The sequence below is a fragment of the Marinococcus luteus genome (assembly GCF_900106595.1).
Classification (GTDB): Bacteria; Bacillota; Bacilli; order Bacillales; family Marinococcaceae; genus Marinococcus; species Marinococcus luteus.
The window spans coordinates 253,152-278,959 of the sequence record NZ_FNNC01000003.1 but is presented as its reverse complement, the minus strand read 5'-3'; the positions used below and the strand labels follow the sequence as shown (position 1 = coordinate 278,959).

23 protein-coding genes and 1 riboswitch are annotated in these 25,808 nt (G+C 46.4%); of the genes, 15 read left to right on the top strand and 8 right to left on the bottom strand.

Annotation, left to right across the window (positions count from 1 at the left end):
* Positions 1–146 precede the first annotated feature (146 nt).
* The 7 genes from cdaA to BLV22_RS08880 all read left to right on the top strand — a co-directional run bounded on the left by cdaA (position 147) and on the right by BLV22_RS08880 (position 9,069).
* The gene (cdaA, locus tag BLV22_RS08910; protein ID WP_091614125.1) at positions 147–965 is read left to right on the top strand and encodes a diadenylate cyclase CdaA; all 819 of its coding nucleotides are present in this window, start codon (positions 147–149) and stop codon (positions 963–965) included.
* Positions 958–2,511: a CdaR family protein gene (locus tag BLV22_RS08905; RefSeq protein ID WP_091614122.1), complete on the top strand. Its 1,554-nt coding sequence runs from the start codon at positions 958–960 to the stop codon at positions 2,509–2,511. The genes cdaA and BLV22_RS08905 overlap by 8 nt, the downstream gene beginning before the upstream one ends.
* 43 nt (positions 2,512–2,554) lie before the next feature.
* Positions 2,555–3,898: a phosphoglucosamine mutase gene (gene glmM, locus BLV22_RS08900; protein ID WP_091614119.1), complete on the top strand. Its 1,344-nt coding sequence runs from the start codon at positions 2,555–2,557 to the stop codon at positions 3,896–3,898.
* 547 nt (positions 3,899–4,445) lie between these two features.
* Positions 4,446–6,248, top strand: coding sequence for a glutamine--fructose-6-phosphate transaminase (isomerizing) (glmS, locus tag BLV22_RS08895; RefSeq protein WP_091614117.1), 1,803 nt, complete (start codon positions 4,446–4,448; stop codon positions 6,246–6,248).
* 395 nt (positions 6,249–6,643) lie between these two features.
* A complete protein-coding gene (locus BLV22_RS08890) occupies positions 6,644–7,597 on the top strand; it encodes a calcium/sodium antiporter (RefSeq protein WP_091614114.1) in 954 nt (317 codons plus the stop codon).
* A 145-nt stretch (positions 7,598–7,742) separates the two neighbouring features.
* Entirely contained in the window at positions 7,743–8,612 is an 870-nt protein-coding gene (locus BLV22_RS08885) for an SDR family oxidoreductase (protein WP_091614111.1), read from the top strand.
* Between the two features lie 196 nt (positions 8,613–8,808).
* Positions 8,809–9,069, top strand: coding sequence for a hypothetical protein (locus BLV22_RS08880; RefSeq protein WP_091614108.1), 261 nt, complete (start codon positions 8,809–8,811; stop codon positions 9,067–9,069).
* A gap of 142 nt (positions 9,070–9,211) precedes the next feature.
* On the opposite strand, the gene BLV22_RS08875 is transcribed toward BLV22_RS08880, so the two are convergent.
* Positions 9,212–9,715: a VOC family protein gene (locus BLV22_RS08875; protein WP_091614105.1), complete on the bottom strand. Its 504-nt coding sequence runs from the start codon at positions 9,713–9,715 to the stop codon at positions 9,212–9,214.
* 140 nt (positions 9,716–9,855) lie between these two features.
* A riboswitch (purine riboswitch) is annotated at positions 9,856–9,955 on the top strand.
* A 76-nt stretch (positions 9,956–10,031) separates the two neighbouring features.
* Here BLV22_RS08875 and ade point away from each other — a divergent pair.
* Together ade and BLV22_RS08865 are read left to right on the top strand one after the other, a co-directional pair.
* A complete protein-coding gene (gene ade, locus BLV22_RS08870) occupies positions 10,032–11,771 on the top strand; it encodes an adenine deaminase (RefSeq protein ID WP_091614103.1) in 1,740 nt (579 codons plus the stop codon).
* Positions 11,772–11,796: 25 nt separating this feature from the next.
* Complete coding sequence (locus BLV22_RS08865) at positions 11,797–12,267, top strand: GNAT family N-acetyltransferase (RefSeq protein WP_091614100.1); 471 nt, start codon at positions 11,797–11,799, stop codon at positions 12,265–12,267.
* Between the two features lie 43 nt (positions 12,268–12,310).
* Here BLV22_RS08865 and BLV22_RS08860 read toward each other — a convergent pair whose 3' ends face one another.
* Positions 12,311–13,984 (bottom strand): M20/M25/M40 family metallo-hydrolase, encoded by a 1,674-nt coding sequence (locus tag BLV22_RS08860; RefSeq protein WP_091614098.1) that lies wholly within the window; start codon positions 13,982–13,984, stop codon positions 12,311–12,313.
* A 173-nt stretch (positions 13,985–14,157) separates the two neighbouring features.
* On the opposite strand from BLV22_RS08860, the gene BLV22_RS08855 reads away from it, so the two are divergent.
* A complete protein-coding gene (locus BLV22_RS08855; protein ID WP_091614095.1) occupies positions 14,158–14,445 on the top strand; it encodes a putative quinol monooxygenase in 288 nt (95 codons plus the stop codon).
* Positions 14,446–14,495: 50 nt separating this feature from the next.
* Here BLV22_RS08855 and BLV22_RS08850 read toward each other — a convergent pair whose 3' ends face one another.
* The gene (locus tag BLV22_RS08850; RefSeq protein ID WP_091614093.1) at positions 14,496–14,939 is read right to left on the bottom strand and encodes an ASCH domain-containing protein; all 444 of its coding nucleotides are present in this window, start codon (positions 14,937–14,939) and stop codon (positions 14,496–14,498) included.
* 182 nt (positions 14,940–15,121) lie between these two features.
* On the opposite strand from BLV22_RS08850, the gene BLV22_RS08845 reads away from it, so the two are divergent.
* A complete protein-coding gene (locus BLV22_RS08845) occupies positions 15,122–15,970 on the top strand; it encodes a Cof-type HAD-IIB family hydrolase (RefSeq protein WP_091614090.1) in 849 nt (282 codons plus the stop codon).
* Between the two features lie 74 nt (positions 15,971–16,044).
* Here BLV22_RS08845 and BLV22_RS08840 read toward each other — a convergent pair whose 3' ends face one another.
* Positions 16,045–17,079 carry a C40 family peptidase gene (locus tag BLV22_RS08840; RefSeq protein ID WP_091614087.1) on the bottom strand — a complete coding sequence of 345 codons (1,035 nt, stop codon included), beginning with the start codon at positions 17,077–17,079 and terminating at the stop codon, positions 16,045–16,047.
* 718 nt (positions 17,080–17,797) lie between these two features.
* On the opposite strand from BLV22_RS08840, the gene BLV22_RS08835 reads away from it, so the two are divergent.
* A complete protein-coding gene (locus BLV22_RS08835) occupies positions 17,798–19,270 on the top strand; it encodes a phospholipase D family protein (protein ID WP_091614084.1) in 1,473 nt (490 codons plus the stop codon).
* An 11-nt stretch (positions 19,271–19,281) separates the two neighbouring features.
* On the opposite strand, the gene BLV22_RS08830 is transcribed toward BLV22_RS08835, so the two are convergent.
* Positions 19,282–20,010, bottom strand: coding sequence for a YwaF family protein (locus BLV22_RS08830; protein ID WP_091614080.1), 729 nt, complete (start codon positions 20,008–20,010; stop codon positions 19,282–19,284).
* 231 nt (positions 20,011–20,241) lie between these two features.
* On the opposite strand from BLV22_RS08830, the gene BLV22_RS08825 reads away from it, so the two are divergent.
* Positions 20,242–21,204 (top strand): bile acid:sodium symporter family protein, encoded by a 963-nt coding sequence (locus BLV22_RS08825; RefSeq protein WP_091614077.1) that lies wholly within the window; start codon positions 20,242–20,244, stop codon positions 21,202–21,204.
* A 51-nt stretch (positions 21,205–21,255) separates the two neighbouring features.
* On the opposite strand, the gene trxA is transcribed toward BLV22_RS08825, so the two are convergent.
* A complete protein-coding gene (trxA, locus tag BLV22_RS08820) occupies positions 21,256–21,570 on the bottom strand; it encodes a thioredoxin (protein WP_022794304.1) in 315 nt (104 codons plus the stop codon).
* Positions 21,571–21,773: 203 nt separating this feature from the next.
* On the opposite strand from trxA, the gene BLV22_RS08815 reads away from it, so the two are divergent.
* Positions 21,774–22,364: a protein-L-isoaspartate(D-aspartate) O-methyltransferase gene (locus BLV22_RS08815; protein ID WP_091614074.1), complete on the top strand. Its 591-nt coding sequence runs from the start codon at positions 21,774–21,776 to the stop codon at positions 22,362–22,364.
* A gap of 105 nt (positions 22,365–22,469) precedes the next feature.
* Positions 22,470–22,793: a 2Fe-2S iron-sulfur cluster-binding protein gene (locus BLV22_RS08810; protein ID WP_091614071.1), complete on the top strand. Its 324-nt coding sequence runs from the start codon at positions 22,470–22,472 to the stop codon at positions 22,791–22,793.
* Positions 22,794–22,831: 38 nt separating this feature from the next.
* Here the strand turns inward: BLV22_RS08810 and BLV22_RS08805 are convergent, their stop codons facing one another.
* Together BLV22_RS08805 and pruA are read right to left on the bottom strand one after the other, a co-directional pair.
* Positions 22,832–24,061 carry a dicarboxylate/amino acid:cation symporter gene (locus BLV22_RS08805; protein ID WP_218130600.1) on the bottom strand — a complete coding sequence of 410 codons (1,230 nt, stop codon included), beginning with the start codon at positions 24,059–24,061 and terminating at the stop codon, positions 22,832–22,834.
* Between the two features lie 183 nt (positions 24,062–24,244).
* Positions 24,245–25,792: an L-glutamate gamma-semialdehyde dehydrogenase gene (gene pruA / locus BLV22_RS08800; RefSeq protein ID WP_091614068.1), complete on the bottom strand. Its 1,548-nt coding sequence runs from the start codon at positions 25,790–25,792 to the stop codon at positions 24,245–24,247.
* Between the last annotated feature and the right edge of the window lie 16 nt (positions 25,793–25,808).

Genomic DNA, 25,808 nt, shown 5'->3' with positions numbered 1-25,808 from the left:
GTGCTGCTGTTTGCATATTATTCAGGAAACAGACTGCATAATAAAATTGCCGAAAATCCGAATAAAGCACGCAGAGAATAGAAGTGATTGTGATATAATATAAACGTTACTTTGCTTACGTAAGAGAATCAATTGGAGGAAGTGCCATGTTTGCTGGACAAGATTTCGATTTACTTAACATCATACGAATTGTCGTAGACATATCGCTGGTGGCGTATGTCATTTACAAAGCGATCACGATTATCCGGGGCACTCGGGCCGTCCAGCTGGTAAAAGGCATTGCTGTTATTTTAGCTGTTTGGTTTATAAGCAGTTTTTTTGGTTTGCGGACGCTTCAATGGATTATGGGGAACTCGGTTACATACGGACTGCTTGCCATTATTATTATATTTCAGCCGGAACTCCGGCGTGCCCTTGAACAGCTCGGCAGAGGAAGGCTCTTCGGAAGAGCTTCTTACGTAGAAGAAGATGAAACGTTAAAAACCATTGATGCCATTATGAAATCAACAAAGTATATGGCGAAGCGGCGCATTGGGGCGCTGATTTCCATCGAACGCGAAACAGGAATGAATGATTATATTGAAACCGGCATTTCCATGGATGCAAACATTACATCAGAACTGCTGATTAATACTTTTATTCCGAATACTCCGCTTCATGATGGGGCGGTAGTGATGAGAGAAAACAAAATAGCTGCCGCTGCCTGCTATCTCCCCTTGTCAGAAAACCCCTTTATTTCAAAGGAACTGGGCACAAGGCACCGTGCCGCTCTTGGGGTGAGTGAAGTAACGGACGCACTTACGCTGGCTGTGTCAGAAGAAACCGGCAGCATTTCCATTACTAAAAACGGAGACCTTCACCGTGATGTTGATGAAGAAACACTTCGTAAGATGCTTGAAAAGGATTTGATGGCAGAAAACAATACATCGAGTATCTGGCAGTGGGGAGGGACAAAGGATGGATAAGCTTTTTGCAAACAAGTGGTTTGTCCGCTTTCTCTCTCTTGCTTTTGCCGTTATGCTTTACTTAATTGTGAATATGGACCCTACAGTAAATAATGCCGGGGTGGGACCGGACGGAGAAGATCAGACATATACCATTGAAGATGTGAACATTACCCCAGAATACAATGAAGAAGAATATGCTGTTACAAATATGACAGAAAATGCGGATGTTACGCTGTCAGGTTCCCAGACGGCCATTATGCTGTTTCGCCTGTCCCGGTCGGACAGTTATGAATTATATTTAGACATGCAGAACCTGGGCGCCGGAACACATAACGTTCAGGTAAGCCACCGTGATTTTCCGACTGATCTGGAAGTGACTCCGTCACCGGAGTACGCGACGGTGACGCTTGAAGAAAGGGAAGAAACAACCTTTCCGCTTGAGACACAAATTTTAAATGAAGAGCAGAACGAAGAATTCTCTTTTGGGAACCCCACCGTCAGTCCGGAGGAAGTGACGGTGAGCGGGGCTGGTACAGTTATTGAACAGATCGATCGGGTGGTCGCCCAGGTGGATGTTTCAGAAGCGGATGGAGACATCAATGGAAATTTTCCAATAGTAGCGCTAGACGCGGAAGGTAATGAATTGGATGTAAATACAGAACCGCAGGAAGCATCAGTGGAGTTGTCTGCTGATGCTCCTTCAAAAGAGGTGCCGGTGAACGTAGAAAGAACAGGCAGTCTAAATACGGGTGCAGCTATTAGTGAAGTTATCGCTTCTGATGAAGAAGTGACTATTTACGGCAGCGAGGAAGCTGTACAGAATACAGACAGCATTAATGCAGCTCTGGATTTGAATGAAGTCGATGAAAGCGGCACATATGAACTGGATGTACAGTTGCCGGAAGGCATCCAGCGGACTAATCCAGAGGAGCTGAGTGCTTCTGTGACAGTAGCGGGAGAGGAACAGGCTACGCTTGAAAATGTGCCTATTTCTATCGTGAATCTGCCTTCCGGGGCTTCAACCAGCTGGGTGGCCCCTTCATCGGGACAAATGGATGTGCAAATATATGGAGAGGCTGGGGCACTTGAAGGCGTCAGTGCGGAAGATATTACATTAGAGGCTCTCTGGAGCGGCAGTGGCTCATCTAATGAAGAATCTTACACTCTTCCTGTTGAAGCGAGCGGCCCGGAAGGCATACAGGTTTCTCCGGCTAGAGATGATGTGGAAGTAAGCCTCCAACAGGAAGAAAACGACGAGGAAACGGAAGAAGAAACAGAACCGGAAAGTGAAGCCCCGGACGAAGAGCAAAACGAAAATACAGATGACCCCGAAGAGTCTGGTCAAAATGACGGGGACGGCGACTCTTCCGGGCAGGATGACGACCCGACAGAAGATACAGACAATGGAAGTGGCTCAGACGAACAGGATACAGAAACAGATCCGCAAACAGATACTGGGGACACAGAAGAAGATGGAGCCGGAGACACAGAAGAAACTCCTGCAGAAAATGAAGAAGAAGTTCCTGCGGAAGAAAATAATGAAACGGACGAGGAACAGCAGTAAATACCATCAGGGAATTGTGTAAGAATAAAGGAGAGATTTAACCATGGGGAAATATTTTGGTACAGATGGAGTCAGGGGCGTGGCCAATACAGAGCTGACACCGGAATTTGCTTTCCGGCTCGGACGTGCGGGCGGTTATTTGTTAACAAAAGATCATGAACATCCAAAAGTATTAATAGGCAAGGATACGCGGATCAGCGGGGAAATGCTTGAAGGAGCGATGGTCGCTGGACTTCTTTCTATAGGAGTGGAAGTGATGCGTCTTGGAACCATTACCACGCCGGGAGTGGCTTATTTAACCAGAGCAGTCAGTGCTCAGGCGGGGATTATGATTTCCGCTTCGCATAACCCGGTGGCAGATAACGGCATCAAATTTTTCGGAGCAGATGGATTCAAGCTGAATGACGATCAGGAAGCGGAAATAGAGCGCCATCTTGAAGGAGACGACCAGATGCCTCGTCCGGTGGGGGGGCAGCTTGGAAGCGTTAATGATTATTTTGAAGGCCGTCAGAAGTATCTCCAGTTTTTGAAAAATACAGTCAGTGAGGACTTTTCGAGTCTGCATATCGCTCTCGACTGCGCAAATGGGGCAGCTTCTTCTTTAGCCCCGCATTTAATGGCAGATCTTGAGGCCGATATTTCTACTATTGGGAACAACCCGGACGGAATTAATATTAACGAGGGTGTCGGCTCCACACATCCGGAAGCTTTGGCTGCTTACGTCGTTGAAAAAGGGGCGGACCTCGGTCTTGCCTTTGACGGCGACGCGGACCGGCTGATTGCTGTAGATGAGAACGGAAATATTGTTGATGGCGACCAGATTATGTATATTTGCGGCAAGCATCTGAAGCAGGAGCTGATGCTGAACAAAAACACGGTAGTAACAACGATTATGAGCAATATAGGTCTGCATAAAGCCCTTAAAGAGATTGACGTTGAAACAGTTCAGACAAAAGTAGGCGACCGTCATGTAATGGAAGAAATGCGGGCAAATGGATACAGCCTGGGAGGAGAACAATCCGGGCACCTGATCTTCCTTGATCTGACTACTACAGGAGATGGAATGCTAAGCGCACTGCAGCTCGTGGATATGGTGAAAAAATCAGGCAAAAAATTATCGGAGCTTGCCGCTGAAATGCCGAGATTTCCACAAAAACTGGTTAACGTCCGCGTAACAGATAAATTCCAGGTGGAAAATAATCCAAAGGTTAAAGAAGTAATAGACCGGATTGAAGCGGAAACGGGGGACAAAGGAAGAATCCTTGTGCGCCCTTCTGGCACCGAGCCGCTTGTGCGGGTGATGGCAGAAGCTGAAACAGAAGAACTTTGCAACAATTACGTAAAAGAAATTGCGGACGTGGTTCAGACGGAAATGGGTCTGGATTAATAACATAAAGAACGCCGGGTGTCCGAGCCCGGCGTTCTTTATGTTTAAAATATAGTAATTTCGGTAAAGTGCATCTGGTGCGTAACTTTTTCTTGCAAATTGCGACTAACAGTAGGTATTTCTAAAAAAACAGGAAATATACATATTTGCATGAAAAAATTTCACAATTTCACAATTGATTACAGTACGAAGATAGAGTAGTATTATGTATAAATCTAGTGAAGAAAGGAGCAGGAGTAAAGTTTCATTATTGAAAGCGCTTGGACTGTTTTGGAACGAATAGCAAAACAGTTGACGAGGTGGAGGTTTATCGAGTAATCGGCGGATGCCTCCCGGCTGCATGTCTCAGCTGAAAGTGCTGGCTCAAATCATGAAGGCGACTTCGTGGCTAAAGGCCAGGACACAGGCATAAAAGCAGTATTGACTGGTAAATAGAATTGTCACTCATAAAAATAACATCAATAAAAATTAAACGAGACGAGTGGGGCATCAGCAAATGTCCCGCGACATATGCTTGTGCCCCGCTGGTTATAGGAGGTATCCACGTATGTGTGGAATTGTAGGATATATTGGAAACGAGCAGGCGTCGGACATTTTGTTAAAGGGTCTTCATAAACTCGAATACCGGGGGTATGATTCTGCAGGTATAGCGGTAGTAGACAATGACGGAGTTAGTGTATACAAGGAAAAAGGACGCATTGCCGCTCTCGAGGAAACGGTAAACGGTCAGGCAACTGGTACGATCGGGATCGGTCACACGCGCTGGGCGACACACGGAGCACCGAGCCGGGACAATGCGCATCCGCATCAAAGCATCAGCGGCCGCTTTACGCTTGTACACAACGGTGTTATTGAGAACTATCAGCAGCTCCAGCAGCATTACCTTGACAGAGTGTCTCTTCGCAGCCAGACTGATACGGAAATTATCGTGCAGCTTGTAGAAAAGTTCAGCCAGGAAGGGCTTAAAACAGAAGCTGCCTTCCGGCGTACTCTGGCTCTTCTAAAAGGATCCTACGCTTTGGCATTAATCGACAACGATGACGAAGAAACCATCTATGTCGGAAAAAATAAGAGTCCGCTCCTCGTTGGTTTAGGAGAAGGGAAAAACGTTATTGCTTCGGATGCAATGGCAATGCTTCACACGACGAAGCAGTTTATTGAAATTATGGATGAAGAAGTCGTTATCGTGACACGCGATTCTGTGCAGGTAAAAGACCTGGAAGGAACCGTTCAGACCCGCGAGCCTTTTGTGACAGACATTGATGAGTCTGATACAGAAAAGGGCACTTATGAGCACTTTATGCTCAAGGAGATTGATGAGCAACCATTTGTTATTCGTAACATCATCCAGAAATACCAGGATGAAGACGGCGACATTAAGCTTGAAGAAGATATTCGTGCGGCGATCAATCATTCTGACCGTATTTATATTCTAGCAGCTGGTACAAGCTATCATGCTGGGCTTGTAGGTAAGGAAATGATAGAAAAAATTGGGCAGAAGCCGGTGGAAGTACACATCGCGAGCGAGTTTTTGTATAACCAGCCGCTTCTTTCTGAAAAGCCGTTGTTTATCTTTATTTCCCAAAGCGGGGAAACTGCCGACAGCCGTGGTGTGCTCGTAAATGTAAAAAAACAGGGACACCCGTCAATCACGATTACGAACGTTCCGGGATCGACGCTCTCCCGTGAGGCAGACTTTACGCTCCACACGTACGCCGGTCCTGAGATTGCAGTTGCTTCGACGAAAGCCTATACTGCTCAGATGGCTGTAATGTCCATTCTTGCTATGGACATTGCCCGGGCCCGTGACATTGAATCTGATTTTAACGCTATTCAGCAGCTTGGGCTCGCTGCCAACGCCATGGAGACTCTATGTGACCAAAAAGACGTTATGGAAGGTATTGCGAAAGAATATTTGAGTGAAACGCGCAACTGCTTCTTTATCGGCCGCGCGCTCGACTATCACGTTGTGCTTGAAGGTGCGTTAAAGCTGAAAGAAATTTCATATATTCAGGCTGAAGGGTTTGCCGGAGGCGAACTGAAGCACGGCACAATTGCGTTGATTGAAGAAGGCACACCGGTCATTGCCGTAACGACGCAGAACCATGTGAACTTAAATACGCGCGGCAACCTGCAGGAAGTGGTGGCCCGCGGCGCGAAGCCGTGCGTGATTGCTTCAGAAATAAACCAGCAGGAAGGCGATAATATCGTGCTTCCGGACATGCATGAAGTGATGACGCCGATCGTTTCGGTCATCCCACTGCAGCTTATCTCTTATTATGCAGCGATGCACCGCGGCTGCGATGTAGACAAACCGCGCAACCTGGCAAAAAGCGTGACTGTTGAATAGTTAAAAGTTCGGCAGGACAGTAAATATACACTAAGTGCCCATTGGAAAAAATCCAATGGGTCTTTTTTTATAAGTGAAGACTGAATGGAACAGAGAAATAAAATGGAAATATGATACTAAATTAACTTCGGCTGAAACAACTATAATTTATAGGAATTTTTAACGGTAATAGGTATAATGAGAGGTAGATGTTGCACTTAACCTCTGTCCTTAAAGCATTATACAAAAACGGAAAAATCACGTGTTAAACCGGAAGTTTCCCGGCAATGTCACAGACCCAATAGACAGCCTTTTTCCAGAAAGTTAAAAGCAGAGTACATATCCAGCCGAGGCGGCTGAAAATTTTTGCACCATAGTAAGTATTTATTAAGTACATCAAAGTGAGGGTGAAGCGGTTGTCGTATCTGTTGTTATTAATTGGTTTTGCGCTTTTGATTAAAGGAGCCGACTTTTTTGTGGACGGTGCCTCGAAAATTGCTGGTAATTTAAAGGTGTCCCCGCTTTTAATCGGGCTGACAATTGTTGCCTTTGGCACAAGCTCTCCGGAAGCAACAGTGAGTGTCCTTGCTGCTCTGGAAGGCAACGCAGGTGTCGCCCTTGGTAATGTAATCGGAAGCAATATCTTCAACATTACGCTGGTAATTGGCGTTACCGCTTTAATTGCCCCGCTTGCTGTCGAAAATGAAACAGTGAGAAAAGAGATTCCTTTCACGCTGCTTGCGGGGGTCGCGCTTCTTATTCTAATGAGTGATACTGCTCTTCAGGCGCTTAGTGAAAATGTAATTACACGCAGTGATGGCTTTGTGTTTCTGCTGTTTTTTACCGTGTTTTTATATTATATATTTGAAGTCGCTCGAAGAAACCGGGCTGCTCAGACAAATGACCAGAGTGCCCCGGCCGCTCCTTGGACAAAAAATATACTGCTGACAGTCGGCGGGCTTGCGGCCATTATTTTTGGCGGGGACCTGGTGGTCGACAGCGCGACTGAAATTGCGCTTACGTTTGGTATGAGTGAAACACTGGTGGGTCTGACTATCGTTGCCATTGGCACCTCTTTGCCGGAGCTGATTACATCGATTACAGCGGCAATTAAAAAAGAAACAGACATAGCTATCGGCAATATTGTCGGAAGCAATATTTTTAACATTTTCTTTGTTCTCGGCGCTGCTTCCGTGATCTCACCGCTCGCTGTAGAAAGCAAAATTTTTATGGACATTTCGCTTATGATTATTCTGACAGTGATCCTGCTCGTTTTTTCGAGAACCAATTTCAGAATTGGCCGCCGGGAAGGTGCTGTTCTTGCAGCTGCGTACATTATTTATCTGATTTATATTATTCTCCGAAATTAGATATAATTGTTGAACTGCCTGGGGCTGCCGGGCAGTTTTTTCAGTGTCATTTTCAGGTGCCTCCGGTTACAAATGTTTACTATTTCCTGTTAGCAGGTAACTAAAAGAAGTATTACCTCAACAATGAAAAGGAGCACTGATATAGATGGATATTAATAAACAGCAGCTGGGCGGACAGCCAAAGCAGAGCCAGTCAGAGCAGCCGGGCATTGAATCAGAGATGAAGCCATTGCCCATCCAGCCTCTCGATTATAAAGGGAGCGGAAAGCTTACAGACCGGGTGGCGTTGATTACCGGTGGGGACAGCGGTATCGGCCGCGCAGTGGCGATTGCCTATGCAAAAGAAGGCGCCCATGTCGTCATTAATTATTTGGAGGAAGAGCAGAGTGACGCTGATGAAACGAAAAAACTGATAGAAAACGAAGGCGTAGAGGCTTTGCTTCTGCCCGGCGATGTTTCGGAGGAAGAGACGTGCAAATCGTTGATTGAAAAGACAGTGAACGAATTCGGCAAACTCGATATTCTTGTAAATAATTCTGCGATTCAGTTTCCAACGAGCGACCTGCAGGACATTTCGTTGGAACAATGGGATAAAACATTCAAAACCAATTTATATTCCGTTTTTCATATGACCAAATTTGCGATTCCGCATTTAAAAGAAGGAAGCTCTATTATCAACACTACTTCCATTAATCCGTATACGGGCAACCCGAATCTGATTGATTACACGTCCACCAAAGGGGCTATTAACGGCTTTACCCGCAGTATGGCAGCCAACCTTGTCGGTAAAGGTATCCGGGTGAATATGGTAGCGCCGGGGCCAATCTGGACGCCGCTGATTCCATCCACGTTCGACGAAGATTCGGTGGCGGAATTCGGTGCCTCAGCCCCGATGGGACGTCCGGGACAGCCGTCGGAGCTTATGGGCCCTTATGTTCTGCTTGCATCGGATGAAGGCTCCTACATGACCGGCCAGTGCATTCATGTGAACGGCGGCATGTACACATCATCTTAAGCGAACTTCCTCGACAAGCACTGATGACCATGATATTTTCACGCATAAAGATATTTAACAGGATGCCTCATTCATCCCTTCAGCCGTATTGACTGAAGGGATTTTGTTTTTATCCATAAAAATCCATTTATTCCTATAAACTATGCAGCGATTATTACGATAGTAATAATAAGAAATCAGTTCAAGGAGGAAAAAGGTGAAAAGGTTAATACAAAAGCTTACGCTTGGTACAAAACTGAGCATACTTATGACTGCAGTTCTGATTGGTTTTTCTATTGTGATTGGCTTTATTACGTTTGACCAAATCAAAAAGGGCGTGGAAGAAACGGCTGTGGAAAAAGCGGTCTCTGATTTGAATTTAGGCTATGAATACATAAACAGTGAGTACCCCGGCGAATGGCGCATCGAGGACGGGAATTTAATGAAAGGGAAAACAAAATGTTGCTGCCTTTTCTGAAGAGCAGAACGCTTCCATGCAGGAGATATCATCTGCATCAAACACCCTTGCGCACATGGCAGAAGAGCTTGGGCAGTCCGTGCGTTCATTCAAGGTTTAAGATCTGAAAAAGAAGCACCGGAAGCTTAAGGCTGCGGTGCTTTTACGCATTCTCATAAGCCTTTTCAAGAGAGGAAATATTTAACTTTTTCATTTGGAGCATTACTTTCATGACGTTCGCTGCTTTGGCAGGGTCAGCGTCGGTCAAATATCTGCTTAGTATTTCAGGAACGACCTGCCAGGAAACGCCGTATTTATCTTTCAGCCAACCGCACACCTGCGCCTTTTCATCACCTCCGGCAGAAAGGTGCTTCCAGTAATAATCCACTTCTTGCTGGTCGCTGCAGTTGACGATAAAAGAAATTGATTCATCAAACGTAAATGGCTGGTCCCCGCCGTTTAAAGCAATGAATTCCTGGCCCGCCAGATTGAATTCAATCGTCAGCACAGTGCCTTCAGGCATACCGTGAATGTCATACCCTTCCTTTCCATAGCACGCCACCCTTTTTACTCTGGAATCAGGAAAAATACCGGTGTAGAAGTCTACTGCTTCCTCAGCATTATAGCTGAACCAAAGATTGGGCGTGATTTTTTGGATTTGAGTCATCAGCTTTCGCCTCCTTATACGTAAATAATACCGCAAGCCTCCAGGCAGTATTTCTTCTCGATTGCGTTTTAAAAGCAGTAAAGAAAGAGGGATGTCAAAAAAAATAGCACGGAAGTTGAAGGCGGCTGTCCTTTGGGATAAAATAAATAATAATTAGTCACTGTATAACCCCGTTAATATGGTACGGGGGTCTCTACCAGGAACCGTAAAATCCTGATTACAAAGAAGGTGCCCCGGCATGTCTTTGTAATCAGGATTTTTTTATTGCCGGCTCCGGAGCTTTCTTCCAAAAAATCAAAATGAAGAGGAGCAAAAAATGAAGATTACAAAAGAAATGCTGAAAAATCGTATAGCGGCAGCCGGAGGCCAAAGACCTGCGGACACAGTCGTTAAAAACGCATCGATCGTGAATGTGTTTACCGGTGAAATAATGGAAGGAGACGCGGCCATCGTTGACGGGTATTTTGCGGGTATCGGTTCCTATGACGGACAGGAAGTAATTGATGCGAAAGGGAAAATAATGATTCCCGGTATGATTGATGGTCATGTGCATATTGAAAGCTCGCTGCTGACCCCGCGGGAATTTGGGAAAGTAGTACTCTCTCATGGCGTGACTTCGGTAGTGACTGATCCGCATGAAATTGCCAATGTGGCCGGTGCTCCTGGCATTGAGTACATGATAGAAGACGCTGAGCGCACGGAGCTTGATATGTTTGTGATGCTTCCCTCGTGCGTACCGGCAGCGCCGTTTGAAAGCAACGGGGCGGTACTCGAAGCAGAGCACCTCCTGCCATTTATCAATACACCCGGGGTACTGGGCCTGGCCGAAGTTATGGACTTTCCGGCTGTGGCAGAAGGAACGGACGTAATGATGGACAAACTGCTTATGGGTCATACGGAAAGAAAGGTCATAGACGGTCACGCTGCGGGGCTTACGGCGGAAGGCATCAATATTTTTATGGCAGCAGGCATTCGCACAGACCATGAAAGTGTTACAGCTGCTGAAGCAAAAACGCGTCTGGACCTTGGAATGTATCTGATGATCCGGGAGGGTACCGTCGCCAGGGATTTAGACGCACTGTTTCCGGCAATTACGGAAAGGAACGCGAGAAGGTGCCTATTCGTTACCGATGATAAGCTGGTGGATGATTTAGTGGAGGAAGGGAGCGTGGACCATATTGTACGGCGTGCGGTCCGTAAAGGACTTGATCCCGTGACGGCCGTGCAGATGGTAACGCTAAACGCCGCTGAATGCTTTGGGCTCCAACATCTCGGAGCAGTGGCGCCGGGGTATCAGGCTGACTTTGTGCTGCTGGATGATCTTGACAGCTTCAATATTCATGAAGTATACAAAAACGGGCGATTGGTTAGTGGGAACGTCCGGCCGCTGGAAGAAACGAATAGAGGGGTTTCTGCAGCTTCGCTTCCTGGAATAAATGCAGGTCAAGTAAGTGCTCGTGATCTGGCTCTGCCGCTTGCTTCGGATTTCTGCCGTTTAATTGAAGTTGTACCAAACAGTATAGTGACTAAAGAGCGTAAGGAACAAGTAACTGTCGAAGACGATCATTTCTGTATTTCTCCTGCGAACGATCAGCTGAAAATCGCAGTCATAGAAAGACACACTGCCAGTGAAAATATCGGGGTTGGTATTGTCAAAGGGCTCGGTCTCAAATCGGGAGCGATTGCGACTACCATTTCCCATGATTCACATAATATTATTGCCGCCGGCACGTCAGATAAAGACATTTTGGCGGCTGTCAGACATGTGATACAGTCAAATGGAGGAATGGCTGTAGTGCAGGAAGAAAAAGTATTAGCTTCGCTCCCGCTTGCTGTCGCGGGCTTAATGGCGGAAAAACCGTGGGAGGAGGTGTATGAAAGGCTGAGCCTATTAAATCAGGCCCTTGATTCTCTCGGGGCCCCGCAGGATTTCGATCCGTTTCTGACACTCTCCTTTTTAGCTCTTCCGGTGATTCCGGAGCTGAAAATAACGGAAAAAGGACTGTTTGATTTTCGCTCGTTTTCATATGTGAATGTGGAAGTAGAGCACTTATAATACTGAAATAGAGGAGGAGACATCCATGCACATACGCAAAGCCCAGACCAAAGATTACTATACAGTCAAGCAGGTGATCAACGAATGGTGGGGCGGAAGAGATATGGACGGTAAGCTGCCGAAGTTTCTGTTTGATCATTTTCAGGAAACAAGCTTTATTGCAGAAGTAAATGGCCGGATGACAGGGTTTCTTGTCGGATTTTTATCACAGACAAGAGAAGAAGAGGCATATATACATTTCGTCGGCGTTCATCCGGATAACCGGGGAGAAGGTGTCGCAGAAAGCTTGTATGAAGCTTTCTTTGACTGTGCACTTGATGAAGGCCGCCGACTCGCCCGGGCAGTGACGTCACCTGGCAATGAAGGATCAGTGGCTTTTCATCAGTCGATGGGATTTAATCTGGTGGCGGGTGATAAAACGGAGAACGGGCTTCCGGTACATACTGACTACGACGGAGAAGAGCAGAATCGCATACTTTTTGAAAAACAGCTGTAAAACAGCCGGCGTCTCTTTTTACGGAGAGCCGGCTTTCGTTGTGTTATTTTTTTACAGAGGCAAATTCACGCAGGATCCGGACGGTGGTGTCCCGGATCAAGCTGGGGAGAATGTGAAAGGAATAAGGCTTATAGACCCTCTCGGTCCATTTGTGCCCATCTTTTCCGTAAACCCCCATGTTAATGGAGGAGATGTTCAGCTGTTTTATAGCCTCGACCGGCACCGGATAAAGAGTGTCTCCCTCCGGTAAATTTTTCAGCAGCGGCTGCAGCTCCGCATCCGACTCCTGGATGGACAAAAAGCTGCCGTCAGACAAATAGGGAAAGAAATTGCGCATCTCAAATATTTCCCCGGTACTGGCCGAGTTTTCCTGAAGAATAGAGGAGAGTGATGCCTTCATTTCCCGGTGCCGGCTGTTACCCTCTGTTAAGTAATTGTGCGGCAGAAACGGCGGAGCGTAAAAGAAAATGATCTGCGGTGTTTTATCTGGGTCAAGCTCGCGCAGAGCGTGCACCAGTTCAAAGCTGCGCAGCCGAAGGTCCATGCCGGCAGTTTCAGCAAGCCGTTTTTGAATGGCTGCCTGCGTGTCGAGTCCCTTTTGTTCAAGTTCAAGGCGGTAGTTTTCATACGTCTTAACGTCTATTTCCCAGGAAATATTTTTCGGAGGCATGCCGGTGACCTCGATGTATCTATCGTATTGGGAAGCAAAGTACTGCTCCGATTCTTCTGCTGCCTGGCGCGCTGACTGAAGCATTTGTTCGGTCACCTGTTCCGCGGTAGTTTCGTATAAAAAATAATTAAAATACAGCCGGCTGCCTGAAGCAGTCTGGACAGTGTAGCTTTCCTTCGTATCACGCTGATAAAGACACGTCGGGGGTAAAATCAGTTCCCCGGGAATATGTTCGGTTAAATCATAATTGTTGTGGATGCCCTCTGTCAGTTTAGCGGCAACGAAATTAGGATCTACGCCGGCAAGCGTATCACCGACGTGCACTTCGCGTCCAAAAACGAAAAAGGCAGGCAGCAGTTTTCCCGCAGTTCCTGTATAGATATATTTTGTCGTATCTCCTTCATACAGAGGGGCGATAAAGTCGTTATTAATGGCGAGCAGATACTGAAGGTTGTGAGAACGCTTTAAATCACGAAGAACAGGCAACGCACCGATGAGGCCGCAGTGCTCGCTTTCTTCATCGGGATTCAGTAAAAGCAGAATATTGCCTTCAAGTTCTTCCGGATGCTCCGAGAAATAAAGTAGATTCACGATATGCACGGCGATGCCGCTTTTCATATCGACGGACCCGCGTCCGAACATCCAGTCTCCGCTTTGGGCATCTGCCTGCACTTCAGGATCATTTGTATAGCTTTTGAAGTAAGGAAGCAGTTCTTTTGGCGAACAGGCCTGGTATTTAATGTTTCCATAATCTTCAATCCCTACTGTATCGATGTGGGAATGATAAAGAATTGTCTGGGCTGAAGAAGACGGCCCTTTGATAAAGGCAAACACATTCTGGCGTCCGTGAGGGTCTCCGTGAACCGGCTCTACCCAGACGCGTTCCGGGAACTGTTGAAAATAAGGAAATGTATGCAGGATGCGGTAAAGCTCCCGCGCGATGGATACTTCGCCATCGGAAGCGTTCACGCTGTTCCACTCCACCAGATATTCTGTAAGATACTCCGCCTGTTCTGCTGTGGTAAGAGACTGTAAGTTTTCGTACACTGCTGATCACCTCGCCGCAATAATTACTGTTTTCTCTTATTCTACTGTATGAATCTGTCAAAGTAAGCAACGAAGTGAATTTTCCTGCGAAAGATTGTTTTATGCCTCAAGTCCTGAGCCGTGCAGAAACAGGCAGCGCAGCCGTATAATAAATATACAAAGGAGGAAGATGTATGACAGTAACCATTAAAGCATTTCTGCAGGCAGAGCCGGGAAAGGAAGAAGCTTTGAAAACAGAGCTGAAAAAGGCGCTGGCTCCGTCGCGGGCAGAAGCGGGCTGCCTGGAATATGTTCTGTATGAATCGGAAGCGCAGGACGGGGTATTTATCTTTTCAGAACAGTGGAAGGATGAAGAAGCCGTGCAGCAGCATATTCAGACCGAACATTATCAGGCCTACCGGGAAAATACAGAGAATCTCGTTGTATCAAGAGAAGTGTATAAATTAAAACCGGTAGAATAAACGAAAAGGAGAAGCTGCCCGCAAGCAGCTTCTCCTTTATTGATTTTTCCTTATTTTACTACTTCGAACCGTTCACAGACGACCGTCATATCCTCCCGGAATATTTCCCCAACCTCTTCGAGCGCTTCGGTAAAAAATTGTTCATGCGCATTCCACCAATACTCGTAGGAACGGTCTCCTTCCCCTTCAGCTTCAGCAAATTCTTTGGGCACTTCGTTCATCGGCATAATTTTGACACTGGTGGTTTGGATAATACATACCGGGTCGCCGGCTCTGTTTAAAACGACGCTGTAATCCCCCATCGAAGGAAGAGGTTCATTTTCTATCTCATAAAACATGTAAGCAGAGCATGTAGCCGTTTTGACTCCGGACACGACAAGCTCTGCAAGCTCATCGGGGTCCACGCCAAAGGACCAGGCTGTTACCTGTTCGGGCGGGGTTTCGTTTCGCTGCTGCCAAAAATTCTTCCAATAAGTATCTGCTGCCTGGTTCATTGCAACTCCCCGTTTCTTTGATGGTCTTTCTTTAATTAAAACATACTTCCGGAGGAATATATAACTTTGAAGAGTATATTAATAGAATCCTCCTGTAAATTTATTCGCGACATTGCCAAAAGTTTATGATAAAAGTAAATAAGAAAGATTCATATCGTTATTACATTGGGAGGAAATCAGAAATGAAGCTAATCGCCGTTGATTTAGACGGAACACTCATTAAAAAAGATCGTTCCATCAGTGCAGAAAATGTAAAAGCTATAAAGGCTGCACAGGAAAATGGAGATATAGTAGCCGTCTGCTCAGGAAGGTCGCTGCAGGACACTGAGAATATTTTAAAACTTGCCGGACTGGACTGCCCTATGATAGTCGGAAACGGGGCATGGACCTATCAGGACGGAGAGAGCATTGATCAGCTGGTCATGCCTGAAGGAATCACCGAAGAGCTGCTTCCCGAGCTTGAAAATGAAGATTGGTACTATGAGATATACACGAACCAGGGAGTAATACTGCTTGAAGGCGGTAAGGAGCGCCTCAGGGAAGAAGTGCAAAGGGTACAGGAAGAGAACGAAGAGGTGACAAAAGCCTGGTCGGAAGAGGAGATGGGCATCCAATACGCCCAGCACGGCACGGGATATATGAAAGACTACCGGGACGTGGATCCGGCAACGGAAGAAATATACAAAATATTTGTATTGTCCTTCGATCGGAAAAGATTAACAAAGCTTAGGGACCAGCTGACTCCGCGTACAGATGTGTCTTTGACGTCCTCGGGGATCACAAAGCTTGAAATCGCCCACCCAAGCGTAAGCAAAGGGTACGCTCTTAAGCGTATGGCAGAAGAAATGGGAGTGCCGCTCGAAAGTACAGCAGCTATCGGGGACAACTTAAATGATCTGCCTATGTTTGAGATTGCCGGTACAAGTATTGCCATGGGAAACGCAGTGGAAGAAGTGATAGAAGCGGGGGATTATGTAACTAAAAGCTATCTGGAAAACGGCGTCGCTTATGCGCTCGAAAACTATTTGTAGACAGGCAGCAAAGATGCAAAAAAGCCAGGAGAGCCGTTCCGGAGGGATCTTCTGGCTTTTTGTGCTGATGCTGTTTAGATTTGGCCGGCGCCCATGTAGCGAGGGGCCCAATAGGAACTGTCCATGCTCGAGACAGTAACTCCGGTGGAAGCGCCTGCGTGAATGAATTCGTTGTTTCCAACGTAAATACCAGCGTGCGAAGCGCCGCCTCGTGTATCAAAGAAAACGATGTCGCCAACAGACGGGCTGGAGACCTTTGTGCTTTCACTGTAAATAGATGCTACAGTACGCGGCATGCTTTTGCCGTGTTTATCATATACGTAGTTAAGAAAACCACTGCAGTCAAAGCCGCTTGGAGACATGCCGCCCCATACGTAAGGAGTGCCCATGTACTGCTTGGCTGTGCTGACGATGTCTGCACCAGTGCCTGTAGAAACGCCGGCTACCTGTTCATCGCTATCACTATCAGAACTGCTCTTTACTTCATCACTGCTCGCAGAAGATCCGTCGTAATCCATCAGAGCACTCTGAGTGGATGGACCTGCTACCCCGTAGTAGCTGCCGGAAGGAGACGAGAGGCCTGTAGCGGACTGGAAATCCTTAACGGCCTGAAGTGTTTTAGGGCCGAAACGGGAACCGGTGTATCCCTCGAAAAAGCCGTGTTCTTTTAATTCTTTTTGGAGCGCGTTTACGGAAGAATTACTATCGCCGTACGATAAAGAACCATGGCTTCCAATCGAAGTGGAATCTGAACTGCTTGATTTGCTCGATGAGCTCGCTGTGTTCGAAGAAGAGCTGGAATCAATTGCGTCCATTAAAGAAGACTGAGTCGAAGGTCCTGCTACACCATAATAACTGCCGGAAGGAGAAGAAAGTCCTTCTGCAGATTGGAAGTCCTTAACGGCCTCAAGTGTTTTAGGGCCGAAGCGGGATCCGGTGTAGCCTTCAAAGTGTCCTTCTTCCTTTAATGCTTCCTGAAGATCGTTTACGGAAGAATTACTATCGCCGTAAGATAAAGAGCCGTGGTCATCAATTGCTGCATCCGCTGCCTGGGGACCTGCGAATAGTACCCCTGCCGTTACTGCTGTTCCGAATAAGTATTTTTTCATTATGTGTGTTCACTTGCTTTATCATCCGCTGTCTTATATATGTAGGAGTATAATGATAAGTTTTTCGATAAGAATACTGGATTTTATAAGTATAAGTAGTAGACAGTCCAATGGATGTAGCGAAGTGAAGCTGCACCTCCTAAATGTATTTTTGTGAGTCTTTAGTATGTGTTTTTCTATAAACCCAATTCTATAAGAATGTGAGAGACAATTCAATAATGTGTAAGTTTTGTAATATAGTTTTAATAAAAATGCTTTTATAAAAGTATTTCTGAAATAATTAAAGCAAAAAAATTCAATTGCCTTATTAATAGTTTGAATTTTTAATAAATAATGCCAAAGGCTGTTACTTAGGTAAAAAAGACTATGTATAAAAATGACAGTTAACTATAATTTGACGTTTTTTATATAAATATTAAGGGAATCAAGTAGAACCTTTGAAGGTGAACAGTAATATACTTGTAACATTTTTGTAATATAAATTGATAAATCATAATAAGTGTTAAATATACATGTTTTATTTTTGCAGTAATTCAGTAGTTATCCAAATAACTTATTTAATAATTGGACCGTACAGGAACTGCATTTTAATATTTAAACTATCGGGAATAAGAAACCAATAGAAACTTCAGAGAAAAGAGTATACAGTGATGCCTGTTGCAAAAGGTTTTGATTAAAGAAAATCCGGAGACACAAAACCAATAAAAGGAGCACTGGTATGAGAAGAAAAATTCCGAAAGTACTTCAGAGAGACTCTCTTAGACAGAAGTGGATGCTGGTGGCTTTACTCGGTACTATTTCAGCTGTAGTCGTGACCGCTGTTTATGGGAGCAATAAGCCCCTGCCTGCGAATGTTTCCTATGAGGGCAAGGAGCATCGTACAGACAATGTCCGTTTTCTTGAGGATCATACCTACGTTTCCTCTACGGAATCAAAGGTGGTGGAACAAGAAATATTTGATACAGTTATGCGGAAAATTGAAGAAGCGGATCAGTTTATCGTTATGGATATGTTCTACTTTAACAGCGAGCATGAAGCGGGAGCGGATTTTCCGCCATTAACGAGGCGCGTTTCGGAGGCATTAATCAACAAAAAAGAAGCGGAGCCTGATATAGAAATAGTGGTTATAACTGATCCGGTAAACACTTTTTACGGGGCTTATACGCCTGAGCACTTTCAGCAGCTCGAAGAGAGCGGCATTGAAGTCATTTTCACGGAACTGGAAGCATTAAGGGATTCAAATCCGCTTTACTCAGGGTTTTACCGGACTTTTGTTCAGTGGTTTGGAAACCACGGGAGAGGGTGGCTTCCAAACTTCTTCAGCAGCAATGCTCCGGACGTAACGCTTCGTTCTTATCTGGAGATTTTAAATTTTAAAGCCAACCACCGGAAAACGCTTGTTACAGAAAAAGCAGGAATGGTTACTTCAGCAAATCCTCACGATGCCAGCGGGTATCATGCAAATACAGGCTTCGAAGTCAGGGGGGCTGTACTGAAGGATTTATTGAAAACAGAAAAAGCAGTAGCGGAGATGGCGGGCCGGCCGGGGGAAAAGTTCGATTCGTTTATATCTGACGTGGAGGTCCCCACGGGGATAGGAGAATATAAAGTGCAGCTTTTAACAGAACGAAAAATTAAAGAGCGGGTGCTGAGAGAAATACGCGAATTATCCCGGGGCGGGAAATTACGTATGGGAATGTTTTATTTAGCGGACCGCGATGTCATTGAAGCGCTCATCGAAGCGGCGAACCGGGGGGCTGATATTAATATTATTATGGATATAAACGAAGAAGCTTTTGGAAGCGAAAAAATAGGCATTCCCAATCAACCGGCAGCTCATGAGCTCGTGAAGAAAACAAATGGGCGTATTAACATAAGGTGGTATCATGCCGATGGGGTACAGTATCATGCCAAAATGATGATGATGGAAAAGACAGAGCAGACAGTAGTTATTGGTGGATCAGCGAACATGACGAGAAGAAATTTGGATAATTACAATTTGGAAACTGATGTTGTGGTCACCGGCAATAATGATTCGGAGGCTGTAGAAGAAGTGCGGAGTTATTATCAACGGCTGTGGAATAATTCCGATGGCACGCACACGCTGGATTACAAAAAATATAAAAATAATTCCCGTCTGCTTTATTGGCGGTACCGGCTGCAGGAGTGGAGTGGGATGTCTTCGTTTTAAGCGCAGAACAATTAAAAAAGGAGAAACTTTTTTAGAATGAAGCGGTACCCTGCATACAGGCTTAAAAACGCAGTTAATGCTATGGCTTGAAGCGTGAGTAAGTAATAAGGCCACGGGCCAAAGAAATCATATGGGGAAGGGGACGCTGGTTTTTCCATTAAATACATGTAGTTGGCGTCGAAATATAGATTTACCAAAAATGCCAACACGGCGGCAGCGTTCAAGGCTCCCCAAACGACAAACAAGGAACGAAAAGATATAAAGGTACGCTTCACCACCACCTGATAAACAACGGCTGCCACAATAAGCGCGTGGGTAATAAAAAAGTGAAGAAACCGAAAATGAGGGAAGCCGTACCGTTCCATGTCTGGAAACACTATAGTAAGTAAGGCGCTTGATGTACCGGCATAAAACGCGAAGGCAGTCCAAAAGCGACTGCCGGTTATAAGCATAATAACGACTGCTATCCAGGCCAGATCGCTGACTTTAAGCGGAAGTGAAAAACGCGGGTTCCAAATGCCATTTGTAATATAAAAAAGCTGCAGGGCCAGCTGTCCAAGGAGAAAGGTGGAAATGATGAGCCACTTAATCGTCTGTCTGGCTAAGGGCTCGCGCCGAAGGTAGTTTTGAAAAAGTATAATACCGGTGCAGGCAAGGGCAAGACAAAGCCATACCATAAGCTGCCCGGTACCAAAAGGTTCAAAGGCCGGACCGTCATGATTAAATCTCCACCACCACATGCTTAATCCCCTCCTGTTGTTTTTACGAGCAAACGCTTTGCCGAAAGATTCCCTTAGGAGCCCTTCTTTAAACAAACTACTCCAGGGCAGGTCTGGTTTCAATAGAAGAATAATGTAAAAGGAAAACAAAGTATTCCGCTTCCTTTTTCCTGTTAAAGGATTGAAATGTTAGTGCAATAGCGTTAAAATGCTAAATATTTCATAATTTAGAGAAAATAAAGGAGTGGGAGAATGAACAGCCTGAATATATTCGTAAATAAATATTTTGCTGTTTTTGTGTTAGTGGTTGCATTTATTGCTTATCTGCTGCCGGATGTATTTGTAGGAATTACTGGTTACATAACTATTTTACTTGGGGTCATAATGTTTGGTATGGGACTTACGCTGAACCTTTCCGATTTCCGCATAGTCGCAAAAAAACCGCTGCCGGTACTGACCGGGGTGGTTGCGCAGTTTGTTATCATGCCGCTTGCGGCTTTTATCATTGCCCTGGTTCTGCAGCTTCCGCCGGAAATAGCGGCAGGTCTCGTGCTTGTAGGCGCTTGTCCGGGAGGGACAGCGTCAAACGTCATGGTGTACCTGGCCAAAGGGGACCTTCCGGTATCGGTTGCTATGACGACGGTGTCGACACTGCTAGCGCCTCTTCTGACGCCGCTTGCCCTTCTGGTGCTTGCAAATGAGTGGCTGCCGGTGGATCCGCTGGCGATGTTTCTATCCATTTTTCAGGTGATTATTATACCTATTGCGCTCGGTTTAATTATCAAACAGCTGTTTCCAAAGACAGTGGAAAAAAGCGTTCGGGCACTTCCGATTGTTTCCATGGCAGCCATTATTGCTATTGTAGCCGGAGTGGTCGGAGCAAATCAGGAGAACATTGCTGCAACTGGACTATTGGTTTTTGCAGCGGTTGTGCTTCATAACAGCTTTGGTTTGGCTCTTGGCTATGTAACGGCGAAACTGGTGGGATTAGACGAAACAAAACGGCGGGCAGTATCGATTGAGGTAGGAATGCAGAATTCCGGGCTTGGCACTCAGCTGGCCACGGTCCACTTCACGCCGCTTGCTGCGCTTCCAAGCGCTATTTTTTCCGTTTGGCACAATATCTCCGGGCCGCTGCTCGTGTCCTGGTGGGGAAGAAAAAGCCAGAAGAGGGAAGAAGCTTTGGAGGAAAAAGAATGGAAGCACTATAAGTAACAGAAAAAATCCCGTGCTCATAGCGAGCGCGGGATTTTTAATAACGAAAAATCACATGTGTTTTTCAAGCAGGCCCTGGAGCTGATCTTTCGGCTGGAAGCCGACGATTTGTTCTACCATTTCGCCGTCCTTGAAAATCATGAGTGTTGGAATGCTCATAACACCGTATTTACCGGCAGTTTCCTGATTTTCATCAACGTTTAATTTAGCAATTTTAACGTTATCGCCAATTTCTTCGTTAATTTCTTCGAGAACCGGAGCAATCATTTTGCAGGGTCCGCACCAAGGTGCCCAAAAGTCAGTTAGAACGACACCTTCGGAAATCTGTTGGGAAAAGTCCTGATCTGATACGTGTACAATAGCCATTTATGAGAACCTCCTTCATTTCGCTTCATTGCGAGTATAGAGTAATCGTAGTACGAATAACCCTATTTGTCTAAAAGTATGCTTGAGCCATTCAATTTTTTCAAGGGGAGGAATGGATAATGAAGCGTGCGGGAAAAGAATACAAATAAGAAAACTCACAAGAGAGTAAGGGTTCGGAAACATCAGAAGAAAGGAGTCCAATTATGTCGAAAAGCGATAGGAATAAAGAAATACGAAGCTATTTTCGGGCAATGGACCGCAGTTTTTATATGGATACGGACAAAAATCTTGCCAATTGGGATCAGGCTTTATCGATTGGGCACGGACAGACCATCTCCCAGCCGTCACTCGTGTTGAAAATGACGCTGGAGCTGGACGTTGAGCCAGCCTCCCGGGTGCTCGAGGTTGGTACGGGTTCCGGCTACCAGACAGCTCTGTTAGCAGCTTTTGCTGAACAGGTCTATACGGTCGAACGAATATTGCCGCTGCAGGAAAGGGCACAGGAGCGCCTGAAGGAAGCAGGGTTTACGAACATTAATTACCGGCTGGGTGACGGGAGTAAAGGTTGGCCGGAGCATGCGCCGTACGACCGTATTATGGTAACGGCAGCAGCGAAAGCTGTGCCGGAGTCCTTAGTCGGGCAGCTGGCAGCGCCAGGGAAAATGATGGTCCCGGTAGGAGGCCGAAGGGGGCAGGAACTGCTGCTCATAGAAAAAAACAGTCAGGGGGAACTGAGCTCTTCTGTAGTCGAGTATGTAGCTTTTGTGCCGCTCGAGCAGGACGAAGAAACGTGAGAAAATGCGAAGGCATAAGGAAGCAGCTGATTAAAGGACAATTAGGTGTGCTGTTTCCATTGTGTTACGCTTTACGTGCATTTTATTTTAAAGAGGAGGTTTATTATGCCAACGGTTCACGTAAAAGGCTACGGTACATTTGAAGTCGAAGAAGGAAAAAAATTAGTGCTTGCGCTTGAAGACAATGGTGTTGATATCCTGCACCGCTGCGGCGGCAACGCCAGGTGCACCACCTGCAGGTGTGAAGTAAATGAAGGAGAGCTAGGGCCAAAGGAAGCTCCTGAAGCCGCAATTCTCGAAAACAAAGACATTACTGATGAAAATATCAGGCTCTCCTGTCAAAACCGGGTGTATTCCGACCTTACGGTAACACCAGTCATGACGGCCTCCAATTCTGATATGGAGCCGGGAAGGCGCCCGGTGGATTAATAAAAAGCCGCGGTTCCTTAAAAGACCGCGGCTTTTTGTTATTTTTCGGCAGCATCGCCCGCTTTTTCTGTTTTATTGATCAGCTTCGTTCCGACGAGGTCTCCGGTGACGTTTAAAGCTGTTGCTCCCATGCCGACAAGTACATCAACAGCGGTTAAAAGTGCTACTGCTTCCATTGGAAGGCCGACCTGGGCGAAAACGGTGGCAATCATGATAATGCCGGCGCCGGGGACGCCGGCTGTACCGACCGTGGCCAGTGTGCCGACTATAACTATTTGAAGAATGGCCACAAAGCTGAGCGGCTCGCCTACAACGTTTGCTGCGAAAACGGCGGAAACAGCGACCCGGATAGCGGCGCCGTCCATATTAATTGTCGCTCCGAGAGGCAGGCTGAAGCCGTAGAGGCTCTGCTTTAATCCAAGGTCACGGGCTGCGTTTAGTGTAAGAGGGAGGGTGCCTGAGCTGCTCTGGGTGACGAAGGCCGTAAGCATCGGGGTGCGTGCTTCCCGGAAAAAGGCCCCCAGATTAGTTTTGGCGGCTAAAAGAAAGACAATATAAAGACCAAGCTGGACTGCAAGGGCAACGTACAGCACGAGTATAAAATTACCGAGGGAAAGAAGCGTATTTGCTCCTTGGCTGCCTACAATCTCAGCGATAATGGCAAAGATACCAAATGGTATGAACTGTAGAATGCCTTTCATAACGGTGAGCGTAAGCTCGTTTAAGGCTTCTGCCCCGCGGTACAGACGCTCGCCCATTTCTTTATAGCTTGAAGACGAACGCAGATAAGTTAAAGCAATGCCAAAAGCAAAGGCGGTAAAAATAATGCCCAAAAGGTTCATCTCAGTAAAGGCTACGGCAATATTATCTGGAACAATATTTAATATAACCTCTGTGACCCCAGGGTTTTCCGGGGTTTCAAAACTTTCGCTGCCATCGAGTGTGGTGCCGGTGCCAGGGTTGAAAAGGCTGGCGACAGAGGTGCCTACCACGATTGCCACAGCGGAGGTAAGAAGATAATAAATGAATACTTTGCCCCCCATCCGACCGAGACCGCCGACAGTAGTCTGGTTAACCCCTACAATCAGCGTAAATAAAATCAACGGGACTATAATAAACTGAAGCAGTCGAAGCATAAGATCGCCTATAGGGGCGAGTACGGCGGCATCTTCACCGAAAATAAAACCTGCAGCGATACCGGCAACAAGAGCAGTTGTGATTTTGGCTATCAGCGACACATCAAAGTAACGCTTCATCAAGTGTTTCACCAGCTGAACCTCCTTTATTAATAAATTCTTATCGGTTTAATCAACATGATAAAACTAAAGGAAACAGGCGGTCTTGTCAAAGTGAACGCTCAGATAAGGGAAGAGGGCAACGATAAAAAAAGAGTTTTCCCGCTTTGGGGAAAACTCCTTTGTAAAAGCTCTCAAGCAGCACAAACAGCAATCTTAAAGCATCTGGCTGATTGTTTTTGGATGCAGGTGCTGAATCAGGTAATCCGGGCCGCCGGCTTTGGCATCAGTACCGGACATTTTGAAGCCGCCAAATGGGTGATATCCGACGATGGCGCCGGTGCAGTTACGGTTGAAATAAAGGTTGCCGACGTGGAAATGAAGCTTGGCGTATTCCAGACGGTCGATGTTATTGGATATGACGGCCCCGGTTAAGCCGTATTCGGTATTGTTGGCAATATCAATGGCTTCTTCGTAGGAGGAGGCTTTCGTAAAAGCAACGACCGGGCCGAAGATTTCCTCCTGCATGATGCGTGCTTTCGGGTCCAGATCGGCGAAGACGGTCGGATCAATGAAATATCCTTTGGAGTCGTCGCTCTTTCCTCCAGCAACAAGCCGTCCTTCCTGTTTGCCGATATCGATATAGCCGGTGATTTTATCAAATGCTTTCTGATTGACGACAGGGCCCATATAGTTGTCATAGGAAGTTGGATCCCCGACAGATAAAGCTTTGGCTTGTTTTTCCACTTTGCTCAGGACTTCGTCGTACACGTCCTGGTGTGCGACGACCCTGGAGCCTGCCGAGCATTTCTGGCCGGAAAATCCATAGGCGGAGGCAATAATGGCCTCAGCGGCGGTGTCGAGATCCGCTTCGCTGTCGACGACGATCGTGTCTTTGCCACCCATTTCAACGATGACCCGCTTCAGGTGCTGCTGGCCTTCCTGGATTTCGGCGGCTTTTTTATAAATTCGAGTACCGGTAGCCCGGGAACCGGTGAAGCTGATGAGCGCTGTTTTCGGATGGTCCACGAGGTGGTCGCCAATTTCTTCAGGCTCTCCGGGTACGAAGTTAATGACGCCGTCCGGTACGCCGGATTCAATCAAAATGTCGACAAACTTCGCAGCAATCACAGGGGTCGGCTCGGCCGGCTTTAAAAGGACAGTGTTGCCTGTCACGAGCGGGGCTACCGTTGTCCCCACCATGATGGCGCAGGCGAAATTCCATGGTGGGATAGTAACAGCCACACCAAGCGGCTGGTATACATACTGGTTGTATTCTCCCTCGCGGCTGTTAATCGCCTTGCCGTTTTTCAGTTCGAGCATTTGGCGGGCATAATACTCGACGAAATCAATGGCTTCGGCCACATCGGCATCTGCTTCCTTCCAGGGCTTGCCGCCTTCTTTGACGAGAGTGGCCGATAATTCATGCTTCCGGCGGCGCATTTTTGCAGCTGCCCGGAACATCACTTCCGCACGGGCGTCGGCACTTGTTGTTCTCCAGGAATGAAACGCTTCGCTTGCAGCATCGAACGCCTGATTAATTAATGCGGGGTTGGCTTTGGAGACACGGCCGACCACTTCCTTTTTATTGGCGGGATTGATGGAAACAAGCTTTTCGCCAGTGATAATACGCTCGCCGCCAATAATCAGCGGGTAGTCCTGACCGAGATTTTTTTCGACTTCTTTGATCGCCTCTGCAAATTCTTTTCGGTTCTTTTCATCCGTAAAATCAGTAAAAGGTTCATGACGGTACGCTGTATACATTTGAAAGCCTCCTATT